Origin of the sequence: Mesorhizobium ciceri biovar biserrulae, from assembly GCF_001618845.1 — a bacterium.
In the GTDB taxonomy this organism is placed as follows: domain Bacteria; phylum Pseudomonadota; class Alphaproteobacteria; order Rhizobiales; family Rhizobiaceae; genus Mesorhizobium; species Mesorhizobium ciceri.
The window spans coordinates 5,352,128-5,373,732 of sequence record NZ_CP015064.1 but is presented as its reverse complement, the minus strand read 5'-3'; the positions used below and the strand labels follow the sequence as shown (position 1 = coordinate 5,373,732).

Here is a 21,605-nt window from a genome sequence, read left to right as displayed (position 1 = left end):
GAGAAGCGCTCGTGCACGCCGAGATCAAGTCCGCCGGGCGGCGCATCAACTTCGCTCACCTCGCCTCGATGCGCGAGGCCGGGCTGATCGTCATCATCCTGGCGCTGTGCATCGCCATGAGCTTCGCCTCGCCGCACTTCCTGACATGGGGCAATTTCCGCGCCATGCTGATGAGCTTCTCCATCGAAGGCATCGTCGTCGTCGGCATGACCGTCCTGCTCATCGTCGGCGGCATCGACCTTTCCGTCGGCTCGGTCGTGTGTTTCTCGATGGTGGTCTCGGGTGCGCTGTTCCTCGCCGGGCTCGATCCCTGGACGGCAAGCCTGATCGGCATCGGCGTCAGCGCGCTGATCGGCGCGGCCATGGGCTTCTTCGTGACCGTGATAGGGCTCAATCATTTCATCACGTCGCTGGCCGCCATGGTCATCGTGCGCGGCATGTGCCTGGTGGTCACCAAGGGCACGCCGTTGTCGCTGTTCACCTTGCCGCCGGCCTTCAAGGCCATCGGCCAGGGCAGTTTCAACAACATCCCCTATGTCATCCTGATCTTCATCGTCGTGGTGGCGATCTTCGACTTCCTGCTGCGTCGCGCCACGGCCTTCCGCAAGGTTTTCTACACCGGCTCCAACGAGAAGGCCGCGCAGTTCTCCGGCATCAGGACCAATCAGGTGAAGTTCTGGGTCACGGTGCTGTGCTCGACCCTCGCCGGAGTGGCCGGCGTCATCTACATGGCGCGCTTCGGCGCGGCGACGCCGACCTTCGGCGCCGGCATGGAGCTCAACATCATCGCCGCGGCCGTCATCGGCGGCGCCTCGCTGAATGGCGGCTCGGGCACCATCTTCGGGGCGATCCTCGGCATGGCTCTGCTGTCGGTGGTGACGAGCTCGCTTATCCTGCTCGATGTCTCGGTCTATTGGCAGGACATGATCAAGGGATGCATCCTGCTGGCAGCGGTGTCGATCGATCACTTCCTGCACCGCAAGAAGTCCTGAACCTCAAAGGCGGCGAAACAAGACCATGGCCCCTCCCAACACCCGCGACGACATCGCCGCTGTTCGTCAGATGCACCAGGCGCTTGTCCTGCATTATGTCGAAGGCAAGACCCAGGCCGAGATCGCCGGGGAACTCGGCATCTCGCACGCGACCGTCAACCGGCTGATCAAGCGCGGTCACCAGCTCGGTCTCGTCGAGATCAAGATCAAGTCGCCGATCGATCATCTGGTCGACCTGGAAGCGCGGCTGGTGGCGCTGGGCGGCATCGAGCGGGCGATGGTGGTGCCGTCGGTCTCCGAAAATCCGCACACCGCCCTGCAGCGGGTCGGCGAGGCGGCGGCTGGGCTGCTGCTCGACACCATCAAGGACGGCGACACCATTTCGATCACCGGCGGCAAGGGCGTCAGCGCGCTGGTCGCCGGTCTCAAGCCGGGGCGCCGCTACGACGTCGAAATCATTCCCGCCACCGGGCTGGTGCAGGGCAAGCACTACACCGATGTCAACCACGTCGCCTCGCTGATGGCCGACAAGCTCGGCGGCCGCGCCTACCAGATCCATGCGCCGTTGTTTGCCGATACCGCGCAGCAGCGCGAGATGCTGATGGGCATCAGCTCCGTCGCAGACGTGTTTCGCAAGGCGCGCGAGGCCGATGTCGCGGTGGTGGGTGTCGGCTCCATCCTGACCGACGATTCCAGTTACTACGATTTGCATCCGTCCTCGAATGCCGATCGCCAGGCGATCGAGAAGTCCGGGGCAACAGGCGAGCTGCTCGCCCATCTCATCGATCGCCGGGGCAAGCTTTGCAACTACTCGCTCAACCGTTCGTTGGTCTCGCTGACGCTTGACGAGTTCGCGACCATCCCGCGCTCGATCGGCATTGCAAGTGGCGCCAGCAAGGTCGCGCCGATCCTCGCCGCAATGCGCGGAAATCATCTCGACACCATCGTCACGGACGAGGCCACGGGGCTCCAGATCCTCGAGCTGGCCGAACAGGAGGCAGCATGAATTCTCGACAGATCCAGCGGCAGATCGGCAAGTCCGGCATATCGGCGTCGGCCGTGGGCCTGGGCACCTGGGCGATTGGCGGATGGATGTGGGGCGGCACCGACGAAAAGGAGTCGGTGCGGGCGATCGAAGCCTCGATCGATGCCGGCCTCAGCCTGATCGACACAGCGCCGGCCTACGGTCTTGGCCGCAGCGAGGCGATCGTCGGCACCGCCATCAAGGGCAAGCGCGACAAGGTGGTGATCGCGACCAAATGCGGGCTGAACTGGCATTCGGGCAAGGGCGGGCATTTCTTCGACCAGGACGACAAGCCAGTGCATCGCTATCTCGGCGCCGACGGCATCGCCTATGAGGTCGAGCAGAGCCTGCGGCGTCTCGGCACCGATCATATCGACCTCTACATCACCCATTGGCAGGACCCGACGACGCCGATCGCCGAGACGATGGCGGCATTGGAAAAGCTCAAGGCAGCCGGCAAGATCCGCGCCATCGGCGCCAGCAATATCAGCGCCGAGGATCTCGGCCATTATATCGATGCCGGCCAGCTCGATGCGATCCAGGAGCGCTATTCGATGATCGACCGCGACATCGAGAGCAGCCTGCTGCCGATCACTCGCCGCCATGACATCGCCACGCTCAGCTATTCGTCGCTGGCGCTGGGGCTGCTCACCGGCACGGTCGACCCCGGCCGCACATTCGGCGGCGACGACCAGCGCAAGGACAACCCGCGCTTTTCCACGGCCAACCGGCAGAAGGTGGCAAAGCTGAAAGAGGCCATCGCCCCTATCGCCGAGAGCCACCAGGCGTCGACGGCGCAGATCGTCATCGCCTGGACGCTCGCCCAGCCGGGCATCACCTTCGCCCTGTGCGGCGCGCGCAATCCCGAACAGGCGCTCGACAATGCACGGGCCGGGGAGATCACGCTTGCGGCAAGCGAGCTTGCGGCAATCGACGCCGCGGCAGCCGCGCATCTCACCGCGATGGATGCCTGAGAAAAAAAGGCAACAGCCCCGATGAACCGTAGCCATACGTTAGCCGGTCTGCGCGACCGGCCTGATATCGCCGTGCTCGTCATCGGTGGCGGCATCAACGGCATCAGCGTCTTTCGCGAACTGGCGCTGCAAGGCGTCGATGTCGTACTGGCGGAAAAGGGCGATTATTGCAGCGGCGCCAGCGCCGCCCTTTCACGCATGGTGCATGGCGGCCTGCGTTATCTCGAAAACGGCGAATTCAAACTGGTGCGCGAATCGCTGCTCGAACGTGACCGGCTGCTGAGGAATGCCCCGCACTATGTGGCCCCGTTGCCGACGACGGTGCCGATCTTCGACATTTTCTCCGGCCTTGCCAACGGTGCGGTGCGTTTCCTGGGTCTGACGCGGCGGCCGAGCCGGCGTGGTGCGCTGGTCATCAAGACCGGCCTTGCCATGTACGACCTGTTCACCGCCGCACGGCGTTTGATGCCGACGCACAGGTTCAGGGGCCGCGCCGAAACCTTGAGAAAATGGCCGGCGATCAATCCGGCGATCCGCAATTCGGCGACCTATTACGACGCCTGGGTGAGCCGGCCCGAACGCCTCGGCCTGGAGATGCTGCTGGACGCCACGGCGAGCGCGGCGAACGCCCGCGCCTTGAACTACGCTCAGGTATCGTCGACAGGTGATAGCCTCGCCATTACCGACACGCTGACGGGCGAACAACTGCCGGTACGGGCGCAATTGGTCATCAACGCTACTGGCGGCTGGATCGACCTGACCAACAAGGCCATCGGGGCGGCGGCGCAGACGATGATGGGCGGCACCAAGGGCTCGCATCTCATCGTCGACAATGCAGAACTGTTCGACGCGCTCGGCGGCCATATGGTCTATTACGAGAACGAGGACGGGCGCATCTGCATCCTGTTTCCCTATCTCGGCAAGGTGCTGATCGGCTCGACCGACATCCGGGTCGACGATCCGGACAAGGTGCGTTGCGAGGAGGACGAGCAGCGCTACATCCTGCAGTCGCTCGCCTTTGTATTCCCGTCGATCAAAGTAGCTGAAAACCAGATCGTGTTCCGCTTCGCCGGCGTGCGACCCTTGCCCGCCAGCGAGGACAGTTTTACCAGCCGCATACCGCGCGATCATTTTTGCGAGTTCGTAGAAGCGAGCGGGCACCTGCCGGCGACACTGTGCATGGTCGGAGGCAAGTGGACCACCTTCCGTTCGTTTGGAGCGCTGGCCGCCGACATGGCACTGAAGCGGCTCGGCCTCGCGCGCAGCCAGGGCACGCAGGACATGGCCATCGGTGGCGGCCGTGATTTTCCGGCCGACCCGGACGCCTGGTGCGCGTCATTCGCCGCCGAGCATGGCCTGACGGTCGAGCGCGCGCAAACGCTTCTGCAGCGCTATGGCACGTCGGCCAGGGATTTCGTTTCGCACCCGGCGGGCGAACAGATGCTGCCGCAGTCGGACTATTCGGCAAGCGAGATGGGGCGCATCATCGAGCGCGAGCAGGTCGAGTGCCTTGCCGACCTGTTCTTGCGCCGCACCACCATCGCCATTTCAGGCGGTCTCAGCTTCGACCTCGTCAACGCCGTTCTCGACATGCTGGCGGCGCACAAGGACTGGAGCGCCAGCGAGGCTGCCACCGAGCGCTCGACCTTCCTCGCCTTGCTGGCCGACCGGCACGGCATCGACCTCCAGACACATCAAAGGAGCGCCCTATGCGCGTAAACAAGAAAGTCCGTATGAACCGGCTGTTCGGCGGCGGCCGCTGCCTCGACGTCGCCATCGATCATGGCGTCTGCAACGAGCCGAGTTTCCTTGCCGGGCTGGAAGACATGGCCAGCGTGGTCAACCAGCTGGTCAAGGCCGGCCCCGACGCCATCCAGATGAACTACGGCCAGGCTGACCTGCTGCAGGCCGTGCCTGGCAAGGACAAGCCGGCGCTGGTGATGCGCATCGACATGGGCAATCCCTATAACAGGATACGCCACCGGGCGATGTGGGCGGTGCTGCAGAACGAAGCCGAGCCCTTGCTTGGCGCCATCGAGATGGATGCGGCTTGCGTCGTGGTCAATCTGTTCATGCTACCCGACGAGCCGGACCTGTTCCGCCAATGCGTGCAGAACATCGCCCGCGTGCGCGCCGATTGCGAGAAATACGGCCTGCCGCTGATGATCGAGCCGCTGGCCATGCTGCCGGTCACCGAGCATGGCGGCTACATGGTCGACGGCGACGCCGATAAGATCGTCACCTTGACCCGGCTTGCCCGCGAGATGGGTGCCGATATCGTCAAGGCCGACCCGACCACCGATCCCAACGACTTCCACCGCGTTGTCGAGGCGGCGCGCTGCCCGGTGCTGGTGCGCGGCGGCGGCAAGGAGGATCTGCGTGCCGTGTTCGACAAGTCGGCCGCCTTGATGGCACAGGGTGCGCTTGGCATGGTCTATGGCCGCAACATCTACCAGCATGCCAACCCGAGCGCTGTCGTGCGCGGGCTGATGGCAATCATTCACGACGATGCCGATGGCGGCGCAGCCTGGGATCTGTACAACCAGGCATAGGTTGCGGCCTCGGGAGGCGCCAATGGCAAGCTATATCCTCGGTCTCGATGCCGGCAACACCGTCATCAAGGCCATCCTCTTCGACCTGTCGGGCCGCGAACTGGCATTCGCCGCCCGTGACGGCCGCTCGTCCATGCCAAAGCCCGGACATGTCGAACGCGACCTCGACGAACTCTGGCGCAATGCGGTCTCGGTCATTGGTCAATGCATCGCTGAAGCCGGTATCGACGCCGGCGAGATCGTCGCCATCGGCTGCGCCGGCCATGGCAACGGGCTCTACGCGCTCGATCGTGCGGGCGCGCCATTGATCGGCATCCAGTCGCTCGACACACGCGCCGTCGACATCGTTGCCGAGTGGGCAGAACAGAATGTCGGCGACCGCACCTACGCACATTGCCTGCAGCGGCCGTGGGCGGCGCAGACGCCGACCTTGCTTGCCTGGCTCAAGCGCTTTTCGCCGGCTTTGTTTGCCAGCATCGGAACTGTGTTCCTGTGCAAGGATTTCGTCGTCAACCGCCTGACAGGTGCGCGCAGCAGCGATACTTCAGATATGTCGGGCTGCGGCCTGCTGCAGATGCAGGACCGCCACTACGAGCCGGACCTGCTTGCCGCCTATGGGCTCGGCGATTGCATGGACCTGCTGCCGCCAGTGCTGGAATCGGCCGACATTGCCGGCCATGTCAGCGCGGAGGTGGCGGCCCTGACGGGACTGCGCGCCGGCACGCCGGTCGTCGCCGGGCTGTTCGATGTCGTCGCCAGCGCGGTCGGTTCGGGCGTGACCAGAACCGGTGCCGCCTCGGTCATCGCCGGAACCTGGAGCATCAACCAGGTCATCACCGACAAGCCGATCCGCGACCCTTCGATCTTCATGCTGTCGACTTTCGATCGCCAGCGCTATCTGGCGATCGAATCCAGTGCCACCTCGGCCGCCAATCTCGAATGGATCGTTCGCGAATTCCTCGAACATGGCGGCGAAGCCGGCAAGTCGCCATTCGAATTGTGCAGCGAACTGGTGGCGTCCGTCGATCCCAACAGCGACATCCCGATCTATCATCCCTTCCTTTATGGCTCGCAGCAGAATGGCCATGCGCGCGCCGGCTTCTACGGCATCGCCGGCTGGCACAGCCGAGCCCATCTGCTGCGTGCGCTGTTCGAGGGTGTCGCCTTCGAGCACAAGCGCCATGTCGAGACCTTGCACAAAGCGGGCGCCGATTTCGACCAGGTGGTGCTGTCCGGCGGCGGCTCGCGCAGCAGCATCTGGCCGCAGATTTTCGCCGATGTGCTCGGCGTGCCCGTCACCGTGGCGCGCAGCCGCGAAACCGGCGCGCTGGGAGCGGCGATCGCGGCGGGCACCGGCGTCGGCATTTTCGCGGACTACAGTGCCGGTGCAACCGCCATGACAGCGGCCGCCCGACATTTTGTACCCAACGAGACGGTTGCTCACGCATACGCACGGCGGTATCGACTCTATGGCGAGATCAACCAGGCGATGACCCCGATGTGGGAGCGCATCGCCGGACAGCAGGCGCGCACGTGACCGAAGCTTCACCGTCTCCGTTCGGCAGTTGCGACTACGTCATCGTCGGTGCCGGCTCCGCCGGCTGCGTGCTCGCCAACCGGCTCTCGGCCGATCCGCGCAACAAGGTGCTGCTGCTCGAGGCCGGCGGCAGCGACCGCTATCACTGGGTCGATATCCCGATCGGCTACCTCTTCTGCATGGGCAACCCGCGCACCGACTGGATGATGAAGACCGAGCCGGAAGCCGGTCTCAACGGACGCAGCCTCAACTATCCGCGCGGCAAGGTGCTCGGCGGCTGTTCATCGATCAACGGCATGATCTACATGCGCGGCCAGGCTGCCGACTATGATGGCTGGCGCCAGGCCGGCAATGCAGGCTGGGGCTGGGACGATGTCCTGCCTTACTTCCTCAAGTCGGAAGACTTCCACGGTGGCAAGAGCGCCATGCACGGCAGCGGCGGCGAGTGGCGGGTCGAACGGCAGCGGCTTTCATGGCCGATCCTCGACGCCTTCCGGGACGCGGCCGAGGAACTCGGCATTCCGCGCACCGAAGACTTCAACACCGGCACCAATGAAGGCTCGGGCTATTTCGAGGTCAACCAGAGGAAGGGCGTCCGCTGGAACACATCGAAGGCGTTTTTGCGCGGTATAGCGGGGCGCAAGAACCTGCGCGTGGTGCTCGGCGCGGAAACCGAACGGCTCGAATTCGACGGCCGGCGCGTCACCGGACTGGTTTTCCGCCAAGGCGGCCGCCTGCATCAGGTCCGCGCTGGACAGACGATCCTTGCGGCCGGCGCCATCAACTCGCCCAAGCTGCTCGAACTGTCGGGGGTGGGTCGCCCCGACCTGCTCTCGGGCATCGGCGTGGATGTTCGTCATGCTTTGCCAGGCGTCGGAGAAAACCTGCAGGACCATCTGCAGATCCGCACCGTCTTCAAGGTCGCCAACACTGCCACGCTCAACCAGCGTTACCACAATCTGGTCAGCCGTGCGTCGATGGGGCTGGAATACGCGCTCAAGCGCAGCGGGCCGCTGTCGATGGCGCCAAGCCAGCTCGGCATCTTCGCCAGGAGCGATCCGCGCCTCGCAACGCCCGATCTGGAATATCATGTGCAGCCGCTGAGCACCGACCGTCTGGGCGAGCCGCTGCATCGCTTTCCCGCGGTCACCGTCTCGGTCTGCAATCTGCGTCCGGAAAGCCGGGGCAGCGTGCACATGGGTTCGTCCGACGCGCGGGAGACGGCGAAGATCCGGCCGAACTATCTTTCCACCGAGGGAGACCGCAGCGTGGCCGTCGCGTCGTTGCGCCATGTCCGCAGTTTGATGAAGGCTCGGGCGGTGGCGCGCTTTGCGCCGGAAGAGATGCTGCCCGGCACGCAGTATGACAGCGATGAAGAGCTCATCCGCAAGGCCGGCGATATCGGCACGACGATCTTCCACCCCGTCGGCACCTGCAAGATGGGTTCGGATACGATGGCGGTGGTCGACGACGGCCTGCGTGTTCACGGGCTTGCCGGGCTGCGCGTGGTCGATGCCTCGATCATGCCAACAATCGTCTCGGGCAACACCAACTCGCCGGTCGTCATGATCGCGGAGAAGGCAGCCGAGATGATCCTGCAAGAGGCCCGCTGACCGCCATCGGCTTCAAGCCGTGGCAACACCGCGCGATCGCCGCTTCTCGGCCGCCGCGAGCAGATCGACGAAGGTGCGCACCTTGGCGGGCCGGAACCGGGCCGGCGGAAAGACTGCGTGGATGCCGCCTGACGGCAGGCTCCAGTCGGCAAATACCGGCACCAGCCGCCCCTCGGCGATATCGTCGCTGACGCTGTAGTCCGGAAAGACGCCCAGCCCGATGCCGACGAGCACGCAAGCAAGGGCGGCGGGGCTCTTGTCGCACATGAGGACCGGATTGAGCTCGGTCAGCACCGTTTCGCCATCCCTGGAAAACAGCCATTGGCCGATGCCGCGCAACTGGGTGTTGCCGACCCAGGCCAGCGATCTTGCCTGGCGCGGCGTCAGGTCCGGCGGCAGGCTCGCCGCGAAGCCAGGGCTCGCCACCACGATTTGCCGGATCGTCCCCAGCCGCCGCGCCTGGTTCGAGGAATCGGTGAGCCAGCCGACGCGGATGCCGAGATCGATCTGCTCGTCCACCAGATTGCTGACGGCGTCGTCGAAGATCGCCTCGACGCGCATCTGCGGATAGGTTCTGAGATAGGCCGCCATGACCGGAGCCACCATCTTGGTGCCGTAGTCGAGCGGCGCCGTCAGCCTCAGCGTTCCGCTCGGTTCGACGGTCCCGCGCGAGATTTCGCCATAGGCGGCCTCCGCTTCCCGCAGGATGATCATCGCGCGGTCATAGAAGAGGCGCCCCTCTTCGGTCGGCCTGACACGCCGGGTCGTGCGCTGCAGCAGCGTTGCGCCCAGTTCCTCTTCGAGCTTGCCGATCTGATGGCTGACCACGGCCTTGGCGACGCCAAGCCGGTTGGCTGCGGCCGTGAACGAGCCGGTTTCCATCACCGTGGTGAAGTAGGCGAGCCGATTGAGGTTCAGAAGTTCGGCCAAGCTGGCTGCCATTTGTATGATCAGATCATACAGTTTGTATTATTGGGTGCCATTTATCGCAAGACCCCCACCTGCCACATATCAGCCAACGGCATTCGATCAAGCCGGCAGCCGGATCATGGGTAGCAGCGATTATGAACAATTCAGAAGTGACCTATCTTTTCGATCCGCTCTGCGGCTGGTGCTATGGTGCCACCCGGATGCTCGGCCGGTTGTCGGCCGCCGGCGTGCGCGTCGAGCTGCTGCCGACCGGCCTGTTTTCCGGCGCCGGCGCGCGTCCGATGGATGAAGGTTTTGCGGCGCACGCCTGGGCGAACGACCAGCGCATCGAGCGCCTGACCGGACAATCGTTCACGCCGGCCTACCGGCACAATGTCCTCAATGTCCGTGGCACCCTGCTCGACTCACATGCCGCCACACTCGGCATCACTGCCGCTGGCCTGGAGGACCCTAGCCGCCGGTTTGCGGCGCTGAAGACGATCCAGCATGCGCGCTATGTAGAAGGACGCGATGTCGTGACGATCGGCGGTGTGGCCGAGGTGCTCGCCGCCGACGGCATGGCGGACGCCGCCGAAATGCTCAAGGCGCCGACCGAAACATTGCTGGCGGCTCACCGCGACCAGGTTGGCCGTGGCCGTGCGCTGTTCCAGCGCCTGCATGCCGATGGCGTGCCTTCGCTCGCGGTCATCCGCAACGATGCGCCCCGGCTCATCGGTTCGAACGCGCTGTTCGGCAGCTTCGACAATCTCGTCGCCCACATCGCGGCGGCGTGACCCCATCCTCCAGACCCCAAGCATAAGGAAACACACATGGCAAAAGTCGCTCTCATTGGTGCATCGGGCGCTGTCGGTTCGCGCCTTCTCAGGGAACTCTCCGATGGCGGCCATACCGTCACGGGCATCGCGCGCAACCCGGAAAAGATTGTCGCGCTTCCGGGCGTTACGGCCAGGAAGGGCGATGTCTTCGACACAGAAGGTCTCGCGGACCTGATCCGCGGCCATGACGCTGTGATCAGCTCTGTGCATTTCCTGGATAGCGATACCGATGCACTGATCGAGGCGGTGCGCGCCTCCGGCGTGAAGCGCTATCTCGTCGTCGGCGGCGCCGGCAGTCTCGAAGTCGCGCCCGGCAAGCGGCTGGTCGATAGCCCCAACTTCCCGGCGATCTACAAGGCAGAAGCGCAGAAGGGCGCCGACTTCCTGGACAGATTGAAGACGGTCGACGACCTCGATTGGACGTTCCTGTCGCCATCCGCCATGTTCGTGCCTGGCGAGCGCACCGGCAAATTCCGCCTCGGCAAGGACACGCTTCTCGCCTCCGACGAGGGCAGCAGCATTTCCTTCGAGGACTACGCGATCGTCATGGTCGACGAGATCGAGAAGCCGGCCCATATCAGGCAGCGCTTCACCGTCGGCTATTGAGCGAACGGATGGTGGCGGCCGGGTCTCAATCGAGGCCGGCCGACGCCAGCCGCATCAGGGTCCGGTTCAATCTCGGTGCTGCCGCCACCAGCGCCTTTCCAATGGCCGATTGCGGTGCGTCGATGACGGTTCGGGCATCGCCGTTCTCGGCAACCCGGCCGGCGTCGAGAAGGATGACGCGGTGGGCGACCGACCGGATGACGCCGAGATCATGTGAAATGAAGAGATAGGCGATCTTTTCCTGGCGCTGCAGGTCGAGCAAAAGCTCGAGGATCTCCCCGCGCACGGAAACGTCGAGCGCCGACACCGCTTCATCGAGCACGATCAGCGACGGCTTCGTGGCGATGGCGCGGGCAATGGCGACGCGCTGCCGCTGACCGCCTGAAATTTCGTGGATGGCACGCGGGGCGAGGTCCGCCGTCAGCCCGACGCGCTCCAGCAAGGCGGCGATGCGGCGCGGGCGCTCGCTGCGGGAAGCGATGCCATGGATGCGCAAGGGATCGTCGAGCACACGCGCCACCGTGGCGCGCGGGTTGAAGGCGGCAAGCGGGTCCTGGAACACCATTTGCAGGCGCGCGCGGCGGGCACGCAGTGCTGCGCTGCGCAGGGCCAGGAAATCGTCGCCTTCGAACTCGATGCGTCCGTCGTCCGGCTCGATCAATCGCAGCACCACCCGCGCGATCGTCGATTTGCCGCTGCCGGAGGGTCCGGCCAACGCCAGCGTTTCACCCGGCTCGATGTGAAAGGAGACATCGTCGACTGCAGCGATGGTGTTGTCGCCGCGACGGTAGCGCTTGGTGAGGTTGGACACCGCCAGCAGGCTCATGCGTGGAGCCCGGCTCGGTTCAGCAGCGGCTTGGTGTCGAGGCCGATATGGGCATCGAGCAATGCGCGCGTATAGGGCTGGGCCGGGGCGCCGACAATCTGCGCCGTCATGCCAAGCTCGACCAACTGCCCATGGCGGAAAACGGCGATGCGCCCGGCAAGCTCGGCCGCCAGCGCGATGTCATGGCTGATGAACAGCAGCGTCATGCCGTCCTCGGTCACCAGGCGTCGGATCAAGGCGACGATCTCGGCCTGCACGATGGTATCGAGCGCGCTGGTCGCTTCGTCGGCGATCAGCAATTTCGGACCGGCCGCAATGGCGGCGGCAATCGCCACACGCTGCTTCTGGCCGCCGGAAAGCTGGTGCGGGAAGGCGCGCAGGGCCGAGTCAGGATCGGGCAGCCGGACGCGTTCGAGCAGGGTTTTTGCTTGCGTGTAGGCCTGCGGCCAGGTGAGGCCGAGATGGGTGCGGGCGACTTCGGCGATTTGTTTGCCGATTGGCATTACGGGGTCGAGGCTGGCGGATGGGTCCTGGAAGACGAAACCGATATCGCGGCCGCCGAGGGGAGGGTGACTTGATCTGGTGAAGAGCTTTTGCGGTCTGTGCTCTACGAGGCCCCCCTCTGTCCTGCCGGACATGTCCGGCAGGACAGAGGGGGGTGCCTTGACGCCCAACGCCGACGGTAGGAACCAATCGATCTTTCCTTCAGTCTTGGTGCTTGCCGGCAACAGCCCTGCAATCGCCAGCGCCAGCGTGCTCTTGCCCGAACCGCTTTCGCCGATGATGGCCAAGCGCTCGCCAGCCTCTATGTCGAGGCTGAAATCCTTCAGCGCCGTCGCCTCGTTGCCGTCGCGGCGGTAGGTCACCGTCAGGTCGCGGATCGAAGCCAGCGCGGTCACGACAGGCCTCTCCTGACCGCCGTCGTCTCGACGATGCCTTCGCCGGCGAGATAGACGCCGAGCACGGTCAGCACCAGTGCTATGCCCGGGACGATCGACAGGAAGGGCGCGGTGCGCAAAACAGTGCGGCCTTCAGCAATCATGCCGCCCCAGGTGACCCGGTTGGGATCTCCCAGGCCGAGGAACGACAAGGCCGCCTCGGTGAGGATCGCCGCGGCGACGATCACCGACGACATCGCCAGCACCGGCGGCAAGGCATTGGGCAGCACCTCGCGAAAGGCGATCGGCAGCGGGTGCATGCCGATGACCCTGGCGCCGGCGACATAATCGCGTTCGCGAATGGAGAGGACTTCCGCGCGGGCGACACGGGCTGGTCCGGTCCAGGTGCCAAGCGCGATGGCGATCACGACGATGCCGAGCGACGGTCCGACGACGCTGACGAAGGCCAGTGCCAGCAGGAAACTCGGCACGGTCTGGAAGGCGTCGGTGATGCGCATCAGCACCTCGTCGACGAGGCCGCCGGCAAAGCCGGCCAATGTGCCGACCACTGCCCCGACGACAAGTGCGGCGGCCGCGGCGGCGATCCCGACAGCCAGCGATGTGCGGGCGCCATGAAAAAGCTCGGCCAGCACGTCGCGGCCAAGCCGATCGGTGCCAAGCGGGAGCGACCAGTCCTGGAACGACGGCAGCAGCGCCGGCCCGGCAATCGCTTGCGGATCGCCGGGGAACAGCAGCGACGCCGACAGCGCCATGGCGATCAGCGCCGCCAGGAGGATGGCGCCGGCGACCGCCTCGGGCGTGCGCAGAAAGCGGCGGAGGGCACTCATGCGCCGGCCTCGCTGGCGCCGACGCGCGGGTCGAGGAAGGCATAGGCGATGTCGACGGCAAGGTTGATGACAATGACCAGGACGGCGCTGGTGAGAATAATGCCGAGCAGAAGCGGCGTATCGCGGGAGGCGACTGCCTCCTGCGCCAGCCGGCCGAGGCCGGGCACGGAAAAGACGCTCTCGATGACGACACTGCCGCCGAGCATCTGCGCCGACTGCAGGCCGAGCATGGTGACCAGGGGCAGCAGTGCATTGCGGGCGACGTGGGCGAGCACGATGCGGCGGCGTGATAATCCCTTGGCGCGCGCGGCCAGCACAAAATCCTGCCGCCAGACCTCGGCCATGCCGGCGCGCATCATGCGCAGATAGAGCGCCAGGTAGATGAAGCCGAGGGCCGAAACAGGCAGGATAAGATGGACGGCGATGTCGGCTGCGCGGTCAAGGCCGGTCTTGTCGGAAGCCAGGGTCTCGATGCCGCCGATCGGCAGCCAGCGCAGGTCGACGGCAAAGACGACGATCAGCACCAGTCCGAGCCAGAAACCCGGCACGGCATAGAGCGCCAGCGAGCCGATCGACAGGAGGCGGTCGCGCAAACTCCCGGGCCGCGCGCCGGCATAGATGCCGAGTGCCGAGCCGAGCCCGAAGGAGAGCGCGGTGGCGCTGACCATCAACAGCAGCGTGTTGGGCAGGCGTTCGAGGATCACGTCGCGGATCGGCCTGGAGAAGGTCACCGACTGCCCGAGGTCGAGATGCAACAGCGCCCAGAGATAGTTTGCCAGCCGCGTCAGCTCCGACTGGTCGAGGCCCCAGCGATGGCGCAACAGCTCGATCATGCCGGCGTCGCCGCCGGTCGAGACGATGTAGGCGTCGACGGCGTCGCCGGGGGCGGCCTCGAGCAAAAGGAACGTGCCGATGACGACGATCAGCAGCACGAAGACGCTGCCGACGAGGCGGCGGCGGAGAAGGGTGAGGGCGCGGTTCATGGGGGCGTCGATGGGTTGGCGATACGTTGATTAGGACCGCGCCTAGGCACCCTCCTCTGTCCTGCCGGACATCTCCCCCTCAAGGGGGGAGATCGGCTGTCTCTTTTGGCTTCGCCAATCTCCAACGTTGAAGAATTCGCGGGACAGACAAGCGGCCAATCTCCCCCCTTGAGGGGGAGATGTCCGGTAGGACAGAGGGGGGCCTCGTAGAACTCAAAGCCTACGATGATTTCGCGAATTTTCATCCGCGCAATTCTGTCACGATTCCAGATACGTGTCCGCCCAGTTCGACACCGCCCAGCGCGGGTTGTTGGCGATGTTGCCGACGGTGTCTCGCGCGACGCTGATGAAACTCCATTCGGCGACGTTGATCAGCGGCAGGTCGGCAGCCACCGCCTTCTGGAATTCCTTGTAGAGGTCGGTGCGGGCTGATGCGTCGAGCGTCTCCGATGCCTCGGCGATGAGCGCATCGAGCGCATCGTTCTTGTAGCCGCCCTGGTTGGAGAACGGCACGCCGTTGGGAATGCCGCTCTGCACCAGGATGGTGGTCGAGATCGCCGGATCGCCGCGGAACACCGGCGGACCGACCGCGAGATCGAAGGCGTGGTCGGTGTAGACCGCCTTGATGTGCGCGGCCGAGTCGTTGTTGACCAGCTCAGCGTCGATGCCGATGGCGGCGAGCGCCTGGCGCAGATAGTCGCCGAACTGTTTTGTCTCGTTGAAATAGGGCGCAGGCAGCAGTTTCAGCGTGAAGCGCTTGCCGTCCGGGCCTTTCTTGTAGCCGGCTTCATCGAGCAGCGCGTTGGCCTTGGCGACGTCGAAGGCATAGGTCGGCACATCGGCGGTGTAGAATTGTGGATCGTTCTTCGGCACCGGGCCGGTGGCTGTCGCGGCATAGCCGAGGAACACCGTCTTGACGACGAAATCCTTGTCGATGGCATGTGCGATCGCCTGCCGCACTTTGACGTCGGCCAGTTCCTTGCGGCGATGATTGATCTCGACGACGAGTTGATAGGTCAGCCCTTCGTAACCCTTGGTGATCACTTTCAGGCCCGGCACTTTCGAGATGCGGTCGAGGTCGGCCAGCGGCACGGCGGAAAAGGCCGCGAGCTGGATCTCTCCGGCCTCCAGCGCGCTCGCCGCGGACGTGCGATCCGGCAGCACCTGATAGATGATCTCGTCGAGATAGGGCTCGTCCTTGCCCCAGTAGTCGGTGTTTTTGGTCAGCCGGTAATACTGGCCGGCCTTGTACTCGCCGAATTTGAACGGTCCGGTGCCGATGGGCGCGTTGTTGGCCGGGTTGTCCTCGATCTTGCCGACCTCGTAGATGTGCTTCGGCACCACGCTGCTCAGCGCCGGCAGCGCGTTGCGGATCAACTGGAACGGCGTCGGCTTGGCGAATTTGAACACGGCGGTGAGATCGTCAGGGGTGTCGACGCTGGCCAGATCCTTGAACACGGTGCGGCCGAGATTTTGCAGCGGCTTCCAGATTTGCAGCGCCGAGAAGGCGACGTCGGCCGAGGTGAACGGTTTGCCGTCATGCCATTTGACGCCGTCGCGCAGTTTGAACGTCACCGAGAGCCCATCGGCGGCACCCTCCCAGCTCAGCGCCAGCCTTGGCGCGAGTCCGTCCTTGCCGTCGTAGGAGGCGTCGGCCAGCGTTTCGACGATCTTGCTGGAGATGAAGAAGACGCCGTTGGAAGCGACGATCGCCGGGTTGAGGTTGCGCGGTTCGGAATCGGCGGCAAGCACAAGCCGCCCGCCCTTCTTCGGCGTCTGCGCCCAGCCCGGTGTCGGGATGGCGGTGGAGGCCAGCAGCATTGCCGAGCCGGAAAGCATCGTGCGCCTGGAAATCGTGAAACCTGACATGATCGAACTCCGTCCTCTCCGCGACCCGGTTGGGCGCGCCAATACCCCTCGGACGCCGGCAAGCCCGCCAGCATCCTTGCGGCGGCGATTATGAGCCTTGCCGAGGGTTTCGCCAGAGACGGAATTGGCGCATCCTCGCTTGGCTTTGAAATTTTCGTCCGCTGGACCAGTTTGGAGCATGCGCTTCTATCACGTCAATCTGGTAGGACCAAATTGATGGGATATGCGACGGACAAAGGTATGATGACATCGAACGGTGCTGTTTTCCCTATTTCTGGCTGGACCAGAGCGGGCAAAATGGTGCAGATTTGAGTCATGGCCAGGGGATCGCGAGCGGAACGGCCGGCGGTCCCAGGCAATTCAGGGAGAGAGAGATGAACATTGCTCCGGGCAAGAATGCCGTCGGCAATATCCCGTTCGACCAGGCAAGGGTCGACCGGCTGATGGAGGAGGCCGGCATCGATGTGCTGCTCGCCACCTCCAAGCACAACACGCAATACCTGCTGGGCGGTTACAAGTTCATCTTCTTCGCCGCCATGGATGCGATCGGCCACAGCCGGTACCTGCCGATCGTCGTGTACGAAAAGGGCGGGCCGGACCGTGCCGCCTATATCGGCAACCGCATGGAGGGCGGCGAGCACCAGAACAATCCGTTCTGGACGCCGACGCTGCACGCCGCCTGCTGGGGCACGCTCGACGCCGCCAACCTTGCGGTCGAGCACCTGCAGAAGATCGGCAAGGCTGGCGCGCGCATCGGCATCGAGCCTGGCTTCCTGCCATCGGACGCCTATACGCTGATCCGCAAGGCGTTGCCGGATGCCAGGCTGATCGATGCGACCGACATGCTGGAGCGTATGCGCGCCATCAAGACCGATGCGGAGCTGGAGAAGCTGCGCACGGCCTCCGAACTGATCACCGATTCCATGCTGGCGACCATTGCCTGGGCGCGTGAAGGCACGACTAAAAGCGAGATCATCGAGCAGCTGCGGCGCGAGGAAACCAATCGCGGCATCCATTTCGAATATTGCCTGCTGACGCTGGGTGCCAGCCACAACCGCGCCGCTTCACCGCAGGCGTGGGAAAAAGGCGAGGTGCTGTCAATCGATTCCGGCGGCAATTATCACGGCTATATAGGGGACCTCTGCCGGATGGGCATTCTCGGCGAACCGGATGCCGAGCTCGAAGATCTGCTGGCCGAGGTCGAGACGGTGCAGCAGGCGGCCTTCTCAAAAGTCAAAGCGGGCACGCTGGGCGGCGACATGATTTCGCATGCCGAGGGCGTGCTGAAGGCTTCGAAGGTCGCGCCCTACACGGATTTCTTCGCCCATGGCATGGGCCTGATCACGCACGAGGCGCCGTTCCTGATGACCAACCATCCGGTGACCTATGAAGGCACCTATGCGGCCAAGCCGCTGGAGAAGAACATGGTACTGTCGGTGGAGACGACCATGCTTCACCCGACACGGGGCTTCATCAAGCTGGAAGACACGCTGGCGGTGACGGACGCTGGCTATGTGATGTTCGGTGATCGGGGCCGGGGGTGGAACAGGGGTGGGACGGCCTAGCTGGTATTGAGGCTGCTGCCCCCTCACCCGGATTGCCATCCGGGAAAAGCAATTCGGGGCAATCCGACCTCTCCCCGAGGGCAGAGGTCGGAGCCGGAACCGAGGAAAGATCACTGCCCCGGCGGAATCAGCCTGAAATCCGGCAGCTCACGCAAAACCAGTTCAGGTCCTGCCGGCGAATAGACGACGAACAGCTGCATCGGCCCGTCGCCGGTGTTGAGCGTCGAATGAAAGCGGCTTTCCGGCACGTAGATGGTGCAGCCGGGGCCGACCTTCTCGACCATCGGGTTGCCCTTCTCGTCCTCGACCATCTGTTCGCCATGGCCTGAGATGACGAAGATGATTTCTTCCGCGCCCGGATGGTTGTGGCGCGTGTGGCCCTTGCCGGAAGGCAGGTCGACGACGCCGCCGGAAAAGCGGGTTGCGCCATTCACTTCGGGCGCCACCGTCAGCGCCAATTTTCCCCAGTCGAAGCCGAAGGCGCTGACGTCCTTCGGGTACACGAACACTTTGCTCTTGTCGGTCATCTCACTCATCCCTTCTTTTTCTTGAATGTGGTCTTCTGGCCGCCGAGCGCGACGGCCTTGAAATCGGCCGTCTGCTTGGCGATCGCGGCTTCCGCCGGCAGCCGTTCCATCGAGCTGGCGCCATAGAAGCCGTGCAGGCCCTTGGCCTGGGAGAGAATGTAACGGGCGTCGTCGGGCATCGAAATCGGGCCGCCATGGCAAAGCAGGATGACATCCTTGCGCACCGAGCACGCCGCGTTGGCGATGGCGTCGATCTCCTGAACGCAGTCGTCGAGCGACTTGGCCGACGTGGCGCCGATCGAGCCGCCTGTCGTCACACCCATATGGGCGACGACGATGTCGGCGCCGGCCTTGGTCATGGCGCGCGCCTCATCCGGGTTGAAGACGTAGGGCGTGGTCAAGAGGTCGAGCTTGTGCGCCTCGGCGATCATGTCGACCTCGAGGCCGAAGCCCATGCCGGTTTCCTCGAAGCTCTGCCGCATGCTGCCGTCGAACAGGCCGATGGTGGGAAAATTCTGCACGCCGGAAAAGCCCATCGTCTTCAGCTCTGCCAGCAACAGCGGCATGATGACGAACGGGTCGGTGCCGTTGACGCCGGCCAGCACCGGCGTGTGTCTGACCACCGGCAGCACCTCATAGGCCATTTCCCTTACGATCTCGTTGGCATTGCCATAGGCGAGCAGGCCGGCGGCCGAGCCGCGCCCGGCCATGCGGTAGCGACCGGAATTGTAGATGATGATGAGGTCGATGCCACCGGCCTCCTCGGCCTTCGCCGACAGGCCGGTGCCGGCGCCGCCGCCGACGATCGGCACGCCCTTGTCGATCATTCCCCTGAATTTCTTCAAGATGTCCTTGCGCGGTATGGCGGGCATTTTTTGAGGTCTCTCACTGTCTGGCGATGGCGAGGAAGGCCGCTGTTGCAGCCCTTGCGAATTCCGGGTCGTTGATATGCAGCGGCAGGCGCGTCACGCGGCGCTTGCCGTTGGGCTTGATGGTGCGCTCGATTGCATCGAACAGAACGGCGTCGGCTTCCGGGTCGAAGAAGGCGCCGCCTTCGATGTCGAGCGCCGAGACGCCTTTTTCCGGGATGAGAAAATGCACCGGCCCCTTGCAGCGGGCGAGCCTGGTGCCGATCCACTCGCCGATCGCACGGCATTCGTCCGCCGTGGTGCGCATCAGCGTGACATTGGGATTGTGTTCGTAGAACAGCCGGTCGCGATAGTGTTCCGGGATGGTCGAAGGCGCCCAGAAGTTCACCATATCGAGCGCGCCGACGGAGCCGACATAGGGCAGCCCCGTGCGTGCGACGGCGCCGAAACGATCCTCCGTCGCCGGCAGCACGCCGCCGAACAGAAGATCGCAGACTTCGGTCGTGGTGATGTCGACGACGCCGGACAGCAAGCCGCTGTCGGTCAGCTTTTCCATGCTGCGGCCGCCGGTGCCGGTGGCGTGGAAGACCATGCAGTCATATCCGGAACGGAGCTGGTCGGCGATGGCGGTCACGCAAGGCGTGGTGACGCCGAACATGGTGAGGCCGATCGATGGTTTGCCGTCGGGTGGTGGCGCCGGGCTGGCCGCCATGCCTGATATGGCTTGAGCCGCGTTGTGCAACACGACACGGGAGAGCCGGTTCAGTCCGGCCATGTCGGTCACAGAAGGCATCATGATGATGTCGGAGACATCGACGTAGGGAGCGGTGTCGCCGGAGGCGAGCGTCGAGACCATGATCTTGGGCAGGCCGAGCGGCAGGGCGCGCATGCCCGACGTGACGATCGATGTGCCGCCACCGCCGCCAATGCCGATCATGGCCGCGATGTCGTTGCGCGATTGGGCAAAGCGGGCGAAGGCGATGCCCATTGCGGCGACCGCGGCGCCGCGATCATTGCCGCCGAGCACGGTTTCACGGCCGCCGGGATGATGGTCGGCGATTTCCCTCGCGCTGATATCGACGGGGATGGTTGCGTCGCGCGTTCCGACATCGACACGACAAACGAGGGCGCCCGCAGCAGTGATCGCATCGGCCAGGAAGGCGAGTTCCTCGCCCTTGGTGTCCGCGGTCCCCACCACATAAATACGCTTCATTGCGCTCTCCCAATCCTGGCAGGCGCGATGCCGCCCCCATCGCTCATTGCCCGGGCCACTCGACGATGCGGACCATTGCAAATTTTTGAGACGCGCGTATCGTATTGGTATGAATGTCTCACGTCAACAATCCGCTGCGAGCGACGAGGCTGAACGGGCAACCGGCCCAGTGCCCGAACGTGGGCCGCGCGCGCGGACCAAACGGCTGATGCTGGAGACGGCAACAAGGCTGATGCAGGCGGGCGTCACGCCCTCGGTCAGCGAGGTCGCCGAGGCGGCCGAGGTTTCCCGCGCCACCGCCTATCGTTACTTCCCGAGCCAGTCGGCACTGGTGCAGGCCGTCGTCGACGAGGGGCTGGGGCCAATCCTCACCTGGCAATCGACCTCCGCCGATGCCGAGCGCCGGGTCGCCGAGCTGTTCGACACGGCCATGCCGCGCATCGAGGCCTTCGAGGCTACGTTCAAGGCAGCACTGAAGCTGTCGCTCGATCAATGGGCGCGGCGTCAGGCCGGCACGCTGGGCGGTGAGCCCGCCTTTACGCGTGGCCACCGCATCGACCTGCTGAAGGATGCGATCACGCCGCTCAAGGGCCGTTTGCCGCCGCGCGACTTCAAGCGGCTGGCACAGGCGCTGTCGCTTATCTTCGGCGTCGAGGTGCTGATCGTGCTCAAGGATATCTGGGGGCTGGACAGCCGCCGGACGATGTCGGTCGCACAGTGGGCGGCCGGGGCGCTGGTGCGTGCGGCAGTGGCGGAATCGGTCGATGAAGGAGGCAGCCTCGATCCGAAGGCAGTCGTGAAATAGAGCCTAACTGGTTCGACCAGATTGGCATGCACACTACTGATCTTAGCGGTTGGGTGGGGTATTGGACAATACCCGATCATATCACTGAGTAGGAAAATCTTGGTAAAACAGGCAGATAAAGCGGTAATCCGATGGAAATGGCCGCGTCAAGCTGCCAAGAAAGGGCTTGACGCGCATGC

General features: G+C 64.5%; 21 protein-coding genes. 12 read left to right on the top strand and 9 right to left on the bottom strand.

The features are described from left to right. Positions 1 to 68: 68 nt before the first annotated feature. Genes A4R29_RS25310 through A4R29_RS25280 form a run of 7 tightly spaced genes read left to right on the top strand, consistent with a single transcriptional unit; the run spans position 69 to position 8,692 of the window. Entirely contained in the window at positions 69 to 992 is a 924-nt protein-coding gene (locus A4R29_RS25310) for an ABC transporter permease (protein WP_224674565.1), read from the top strand. 25 nt (positions 993 to 1,017) lie between these two features. Next, positions 1,018 to 1,998 carry a sugar-binding transcriptional regulator gene (locus tag A4R29_RS25305; protein WP_024504451.1) on the top strand — a complete coding sequence of 327 codons (981 nt, stop codon included), beginning with the start codon at positions 1,018 to 1,020 and terminating at the stop codon, positions 1,996 to 1,998. Continuing rightward, entirely contained in the window at positions 1,995 to 2,990 is a 996-nt protein-coding gene (locus A4R29_RS25300) for an aldo/keto reductase (RefSeq protein WP_063173132.1), read from the top strand. Before A4R29_RS25305 ends, A4R29_RS25300 begins: the two co-directional genes overlap by 4 nt. A gap of 21 nt (positions 2,991 to 3,011) precedes the next feature. Then, positions 3,012 to 4,709 (top strand): glycerol-3-phosphate dehydrogenase/oxidase, encoded by a 1,698-nt coding sequence (locus A4R29_RS25295; RefSeq protein ID WP_063173131.1) that lies wholly within the window; start codon positions 3,012 to 3,014, stop codon positions 4,707 to 4,709. Continuing rightward, positions 4,700 to 5,542, top strand: a complete 843-nt coding sequence (locus tag A4R29_RS25290) for a class I fructose-bisphosphate aldolase (RefSeq protein ID WP_032808092.1) — start codon at positions 4,700 to 4,702, stop codon at positions 5,540 to 5,542. Before A4R29_RS25295 ends, A4R29_RS25290 begins: the two co-directional genes overlap by 10 nt. 22 nt (positions 5,543 to 5,564) lie before the next feature. Continuing rightward, complete coding sequence (locus tag A4R29_RS25285) at positions 5,565 to 7,079, top strand: FGGY-family carbohydrate kinase (protein ID WP_063173130.1); 1,515 nt, start codon at positions 5,565 to 5,567, stop codon at positions 7,077 to 7,079. Next, positions 7,076 to 8,692 (top strand): GMC family oxidoreductase, encoded by a 1,617-nt coding sequence (locus tag A4R29_RS25280; protein WP_063173129.1) that lies wholly within the window; start codon positions 7,076 to 7,078, stop codon positions 8,690 to 8,692. The genes A4R29_RS25285 and A4R29_RS25280 overlap by 4 nt, the downstream gene beginning before the upstream one ends. 12 nt (positions 8,693 to 8,704) lie before the next feature. Here the strand turns inward: A4R29_RS25280 and A4R29_RS25275 are convergent, their stop codons facing one another. After that, on the bottom strand, positions 8,705 to 9,622 hold the full coding sequence (locus A4R29_RS25275; protein ID WP_024504445.1) for a LysR family transcriptional regulator: 918 nt from the start codon (positions 9,620 to 9,622) through the stop codon (positions 8,705 to 8,707). 134 nt (positions 9,623 to 9,756) lie between these two features. Here A4R29_RS25275 and A4R29_RS25270 point away from each other — a divergent pair, with 134 nt between their 5' ends. Together A4R29_RS25270 and A4R29_RS25265 are read left to right on the top strand one after the other, a co-directional pair. Further along, the gene (locus A4R29_RS25270; protein WP_024504444.1) at positions 9,757 to 10,395 is read left to right on the top strand and encodes a DsbA family protein; all 639 of its coding nucleotides are present in this window, start codon (positions 9,757 to 9,759) and stop codon (positions 10,393 to 10,395) included. A 36-nt stretch (positions 10,396 to 10,431) separates the two neighbouring features. After that, complete coding sequence (locus A4R29_RS25265) at positions 10,432 to 11,043, top strand: NAD(P)-dependent oxidoreductase (protein ID WP_024504443.1); 612 nt, start codon at positions 10,432 to 10,434, stop codon at positions 11,041 to 11,043. A gap of 25 nt (positions 11,044 to 11,068) precedes the next feature. Here the strand turns inward: A4R29_RS25265 and A4R29_RS25260 are convergent, their stop codons facing one another. The 5 genes from A4R29_RS25260 to A4R29_RS25240 form a co-directional block, all read right to left on the bottom strand. Continuing rightward, on the bottom strand, positions 11,069 to 11,869 hold the full coding sequence (locus A4R29_RS25260) for an ABC transporter ATP-binding protein (protein ID WP_063173128.1): 801 nt from the start codon (positions 11,867 to 11,869) through the stop codon (positions 11,069 to 11,071). Next, positions 11,866 to 12,768 carry an ABC transporter ATP-binding protein gene (locus A4R29_RS25255; RefSeq protein ID WP_063173127.1) on the bottom strand — a complete coding sequence of 301 codons (903 nt, stop codon included), beginning with the start codon at positions 12,766 to 12,768 and terminating at the stop codon, positions 11,866 to 11,868. Before A4R29_RS25255 ends, A4R29_RS25260 begins: the two co-directional genes overlap by 4 nt. After that, a complete protein-coding gene (locus A4R29_RS25250; protein ID WP_063173126.1) occupies positions 12,765 to 13,595 on the bottom strand; it encodes an ABC transporter permease in 831 nt (276 codons plus the stop codon). Before A4R29_RS25250 ends, A4R29_RS25255 begins: the two co-directional genes overlap by 4 nt. Next, complete coding sequence (locus tag A4R29_RS25245) at positions 13,592 to 14,578, bottom strand: ABC transporter permease (RefSeq protein WP_063173125.1); 987 nt, start codon at positions 14,576 to 14,578, stop codon at positions 13,592 to 13,594. Before A4R29_RS25245 ends, A4R29_RS25250 begins: the two co-directional genes overlap by 4 nt. Positions 14,579 to 14,836: 258 nt before the next feature. Continuing rightward, complete coding sequence (locus tag A4R29_RS25240; RefSeq protein WP_063173124.1) at positions 14,837 to 16,447, bottom strand: ABC transporter substrate-binding protein; 1,611 nt, start codon at positions 16,445 to 16,447, stop codon at positions 14,837 to 14,839. Between the two features lie 90 nt (positions 16,448 to 16,537). On the opposite strand from A4R29_RS25240, the gene A4R29_RS34295 reads away from it, so the two are divergent. Together A4R29_RS34295 and A4R29_RS25235 are read left to right on the top strand one after the other, a co-directional pair. Continuing rightward, positions 16,538 to 16,759, top strand: a complete 222-nt coding sequence (locus A4R29_RS34295; RefSeq protein ID WP_145923785.1) for a hypothetical protein — start codon at positions 16,538 to 16,540, stop codon at positions 16,757 to 16,759. A 62-nt stretch (positions 16,760 to 16,821) separates the two neighbouring features. After that, entirely contained in the window at positions 16,822 to 18,012 is a 1,191-nt protein-coding gene (locus tag A4R29_RS25235) for a M24 family metallopeptidase (protein ID WP_063173123.1), read from the top strand. Between the two features lie 110 nt (positions 18,013 to 18,122). Here A4R29_RS25235 and A4R29_RS25230 read toward each other — a convergent pair whose 3' ends face one another. Genes A4R29_RS25230 through A4R29_RS25220 form a run of 3 tightly spaced genes read right to left on the bottom strand, consistent with a single transcriptional unit; the run spans position 18,123 to position 20,621 of the window. Continuing rightward, the gene (locus tag A4R29_RS25230) at positions 18,123 to 18,539 is read right to left on the bottom strand and encodes a cupin domain-containing protein (protein WP_013529490.1); all 417 of its coding nucleotides are present in this window, start codon (positions 18,537 to 18,539) and stop codon (positions 18,123 to 18,125) included. Between the two features lie 5 nt (positions 18,540 to 18,544). Then, positions 18,545 to 19,411 carry a phosphoenolpyruvate hydrolase family protein gene (locus A4R29_RS25225; protein ID WP_063173122.1) on the bottom strand — a complete coding sequence of 289 codons (867 nt, stop codon included), beginning with the start codon at positions 19,409 to 19,411 and terminating at the stop codon, positions 18,545 to 18,547. Positions 19,412 to 19,424: 13 nt separating this feature from the next. Beyond that, positions 19,425 to 20,621 carry a Tm-1-like ATP-binding domain-containing protein gene (locus A4R29_RS25220; protein WP_063173121.1) on the bottom strand — a complete coding sequence of 399 codons (1,197 nt, stop codon included), beginning with the start codon at positions 20,619 to 20,621 and terminating at the stop codon, positions 19,425 to 19,427. A gap of 109 nt (positions 20,622 to 20,730) precedes the next feature. Here A4R29_RS25220 and A4R29_RS25215 point away from each other — a divergent pair, with 109 nt between their 5' ends. Continuing rightward, positions 20,731 to 21,426, top strand: a complete 696-nt coding sequence (locus tag A4R29_RS25215) for a TetR/AcrR family transcriptional regulator (protein ID WP_063173120.1) — start codon at positions 20,731 to 20,733, stop codon at positions 21,424 to 21,426. The last annotated feature ends 179 nt before the right edge of the window (positions 21,427 to 21,605 follow it).

Coding starts and splice junctions, on each gene's coding strand:
- A4R29_RS25310 (WP_224674565.1), top strand. CDS start 69: ATGCGCGAGGCCGGGCTGATCGTCATCATCCTGGCGCTGTGCATCGCC.
- A4R29_RS25305 (WP_024504451.1), top strand. CDS start 1,018: ATGGCCCCTCCCAACACCCGCGACGACATCGCCGCTGTTCGTCAGATG.
- A4R29_RS25300 (WP_063173132.1), top strand. CDS start 1,995: ATGAATTCTCGACAGATCCAGCGGCAGATCGGCAAGTCCGGCATATCG.
- A4R29_RS25295 (WP_063173131.1), top strand. CDS start 3,012: ATGAACCGTAGCCATACGTTAGCCGGTCTGCGCGACCGGCCTGATATC.
- A4R29_RS25290 (WP_032808092.1), top strand. CDS start 4,700: ATGCGCGTAAACAAGAAAGTCCGTATGAACCGGCTGTTCGGCGGCGGC.
- A4R29_RS25285 (WP_063173130.1), top strand. CDS start 5,565: ATGGCAAGCTATATCCTCGGTCTCGATGCCGGCAACACCGTCATCAAG.
- A4R29_RS25270 (WP_024504444.1), top strand. CDS start 9,757: ATGAACAATTCAGAAGTGACCTATCTTTTCGATCCGCTCTGCGGCTGG.
- A4R29_RS25265 (WP_024504443.1), top strand. CDS start 10,432: ATGGCAAAAGTCGCTCTCATTGGTGCATCGGGCGCTGTCGGTTCGCGC.
- A4R29_RS25260 (WP_063173128.1), bottom strand. CDS start 11,869: ATGAGCCTGCTGGCGGTGTCCAACCTCACCAAGCGCTACCGTCGCGGC.
- A4R29_RS25250 (WP_063173126.1), bottom strand. CDS start 13,595: ATGAGTGCCCTCCGCCGCTTTCTGCGCACGCCCGAGGCGGTCGCCGGC.
- A4R29_RS25245 (WP_063173125.1), bottom strand. CDS start 14,578: ATGAACCGCGCCCTCACCCTTCTCCGCCGCCGCCTCGTCGGCAGCGTC.
- A4R29_RS25240 (WP_063173124.1), bottom strand. CDS start 16,447: ATGTCAGGTTTCACGATTTCCAGGCGCACGATGCTTTCCGGCTCGGCA.
- A4R29_RS34295 (WP_145923785.1), top strand. CDS start 16,538: ATGAGCCTTGCCGAGGGTTTCGCCAGAGACGGAATTGGCGCATCCTCG.
- A4R29_RS25235 (WP_063173123.1), top strand. CDS start 16,822: ATGAACATTGCTCCGGGCAAGAATGCCGTCGGCAATATCCCGTTCGAC.
- A4R29_RS25230 (WP_013529490.1), bottom strand. CDS start 18,539: ATGACCGACAAGAGCAAAGTGTTCGTGTACCCGAAGGACGTCAGCGCC.
- A4R29_RS25225 (WP_063173122.1), bottom strand. CDS start 19,411: ATGCCCGCCATACCGCGCAAGGACATCTTGAAGAAATTCAGGGGAATG.
- A4R29_RS25220 (WP_063173121.1), bottom strand. CDS start 20,621: ATGAAGCGTATTTATGTGGTGGGGACCGCGGACACCAAGGGCGAGGAA.
- A4R29_RS25215 (WP_063173120.1), top strand. CDS start 20,731: ATGAATGTCTCACGTCAACAATCCGCTGCGAGCGACGAGGCTGAACGG.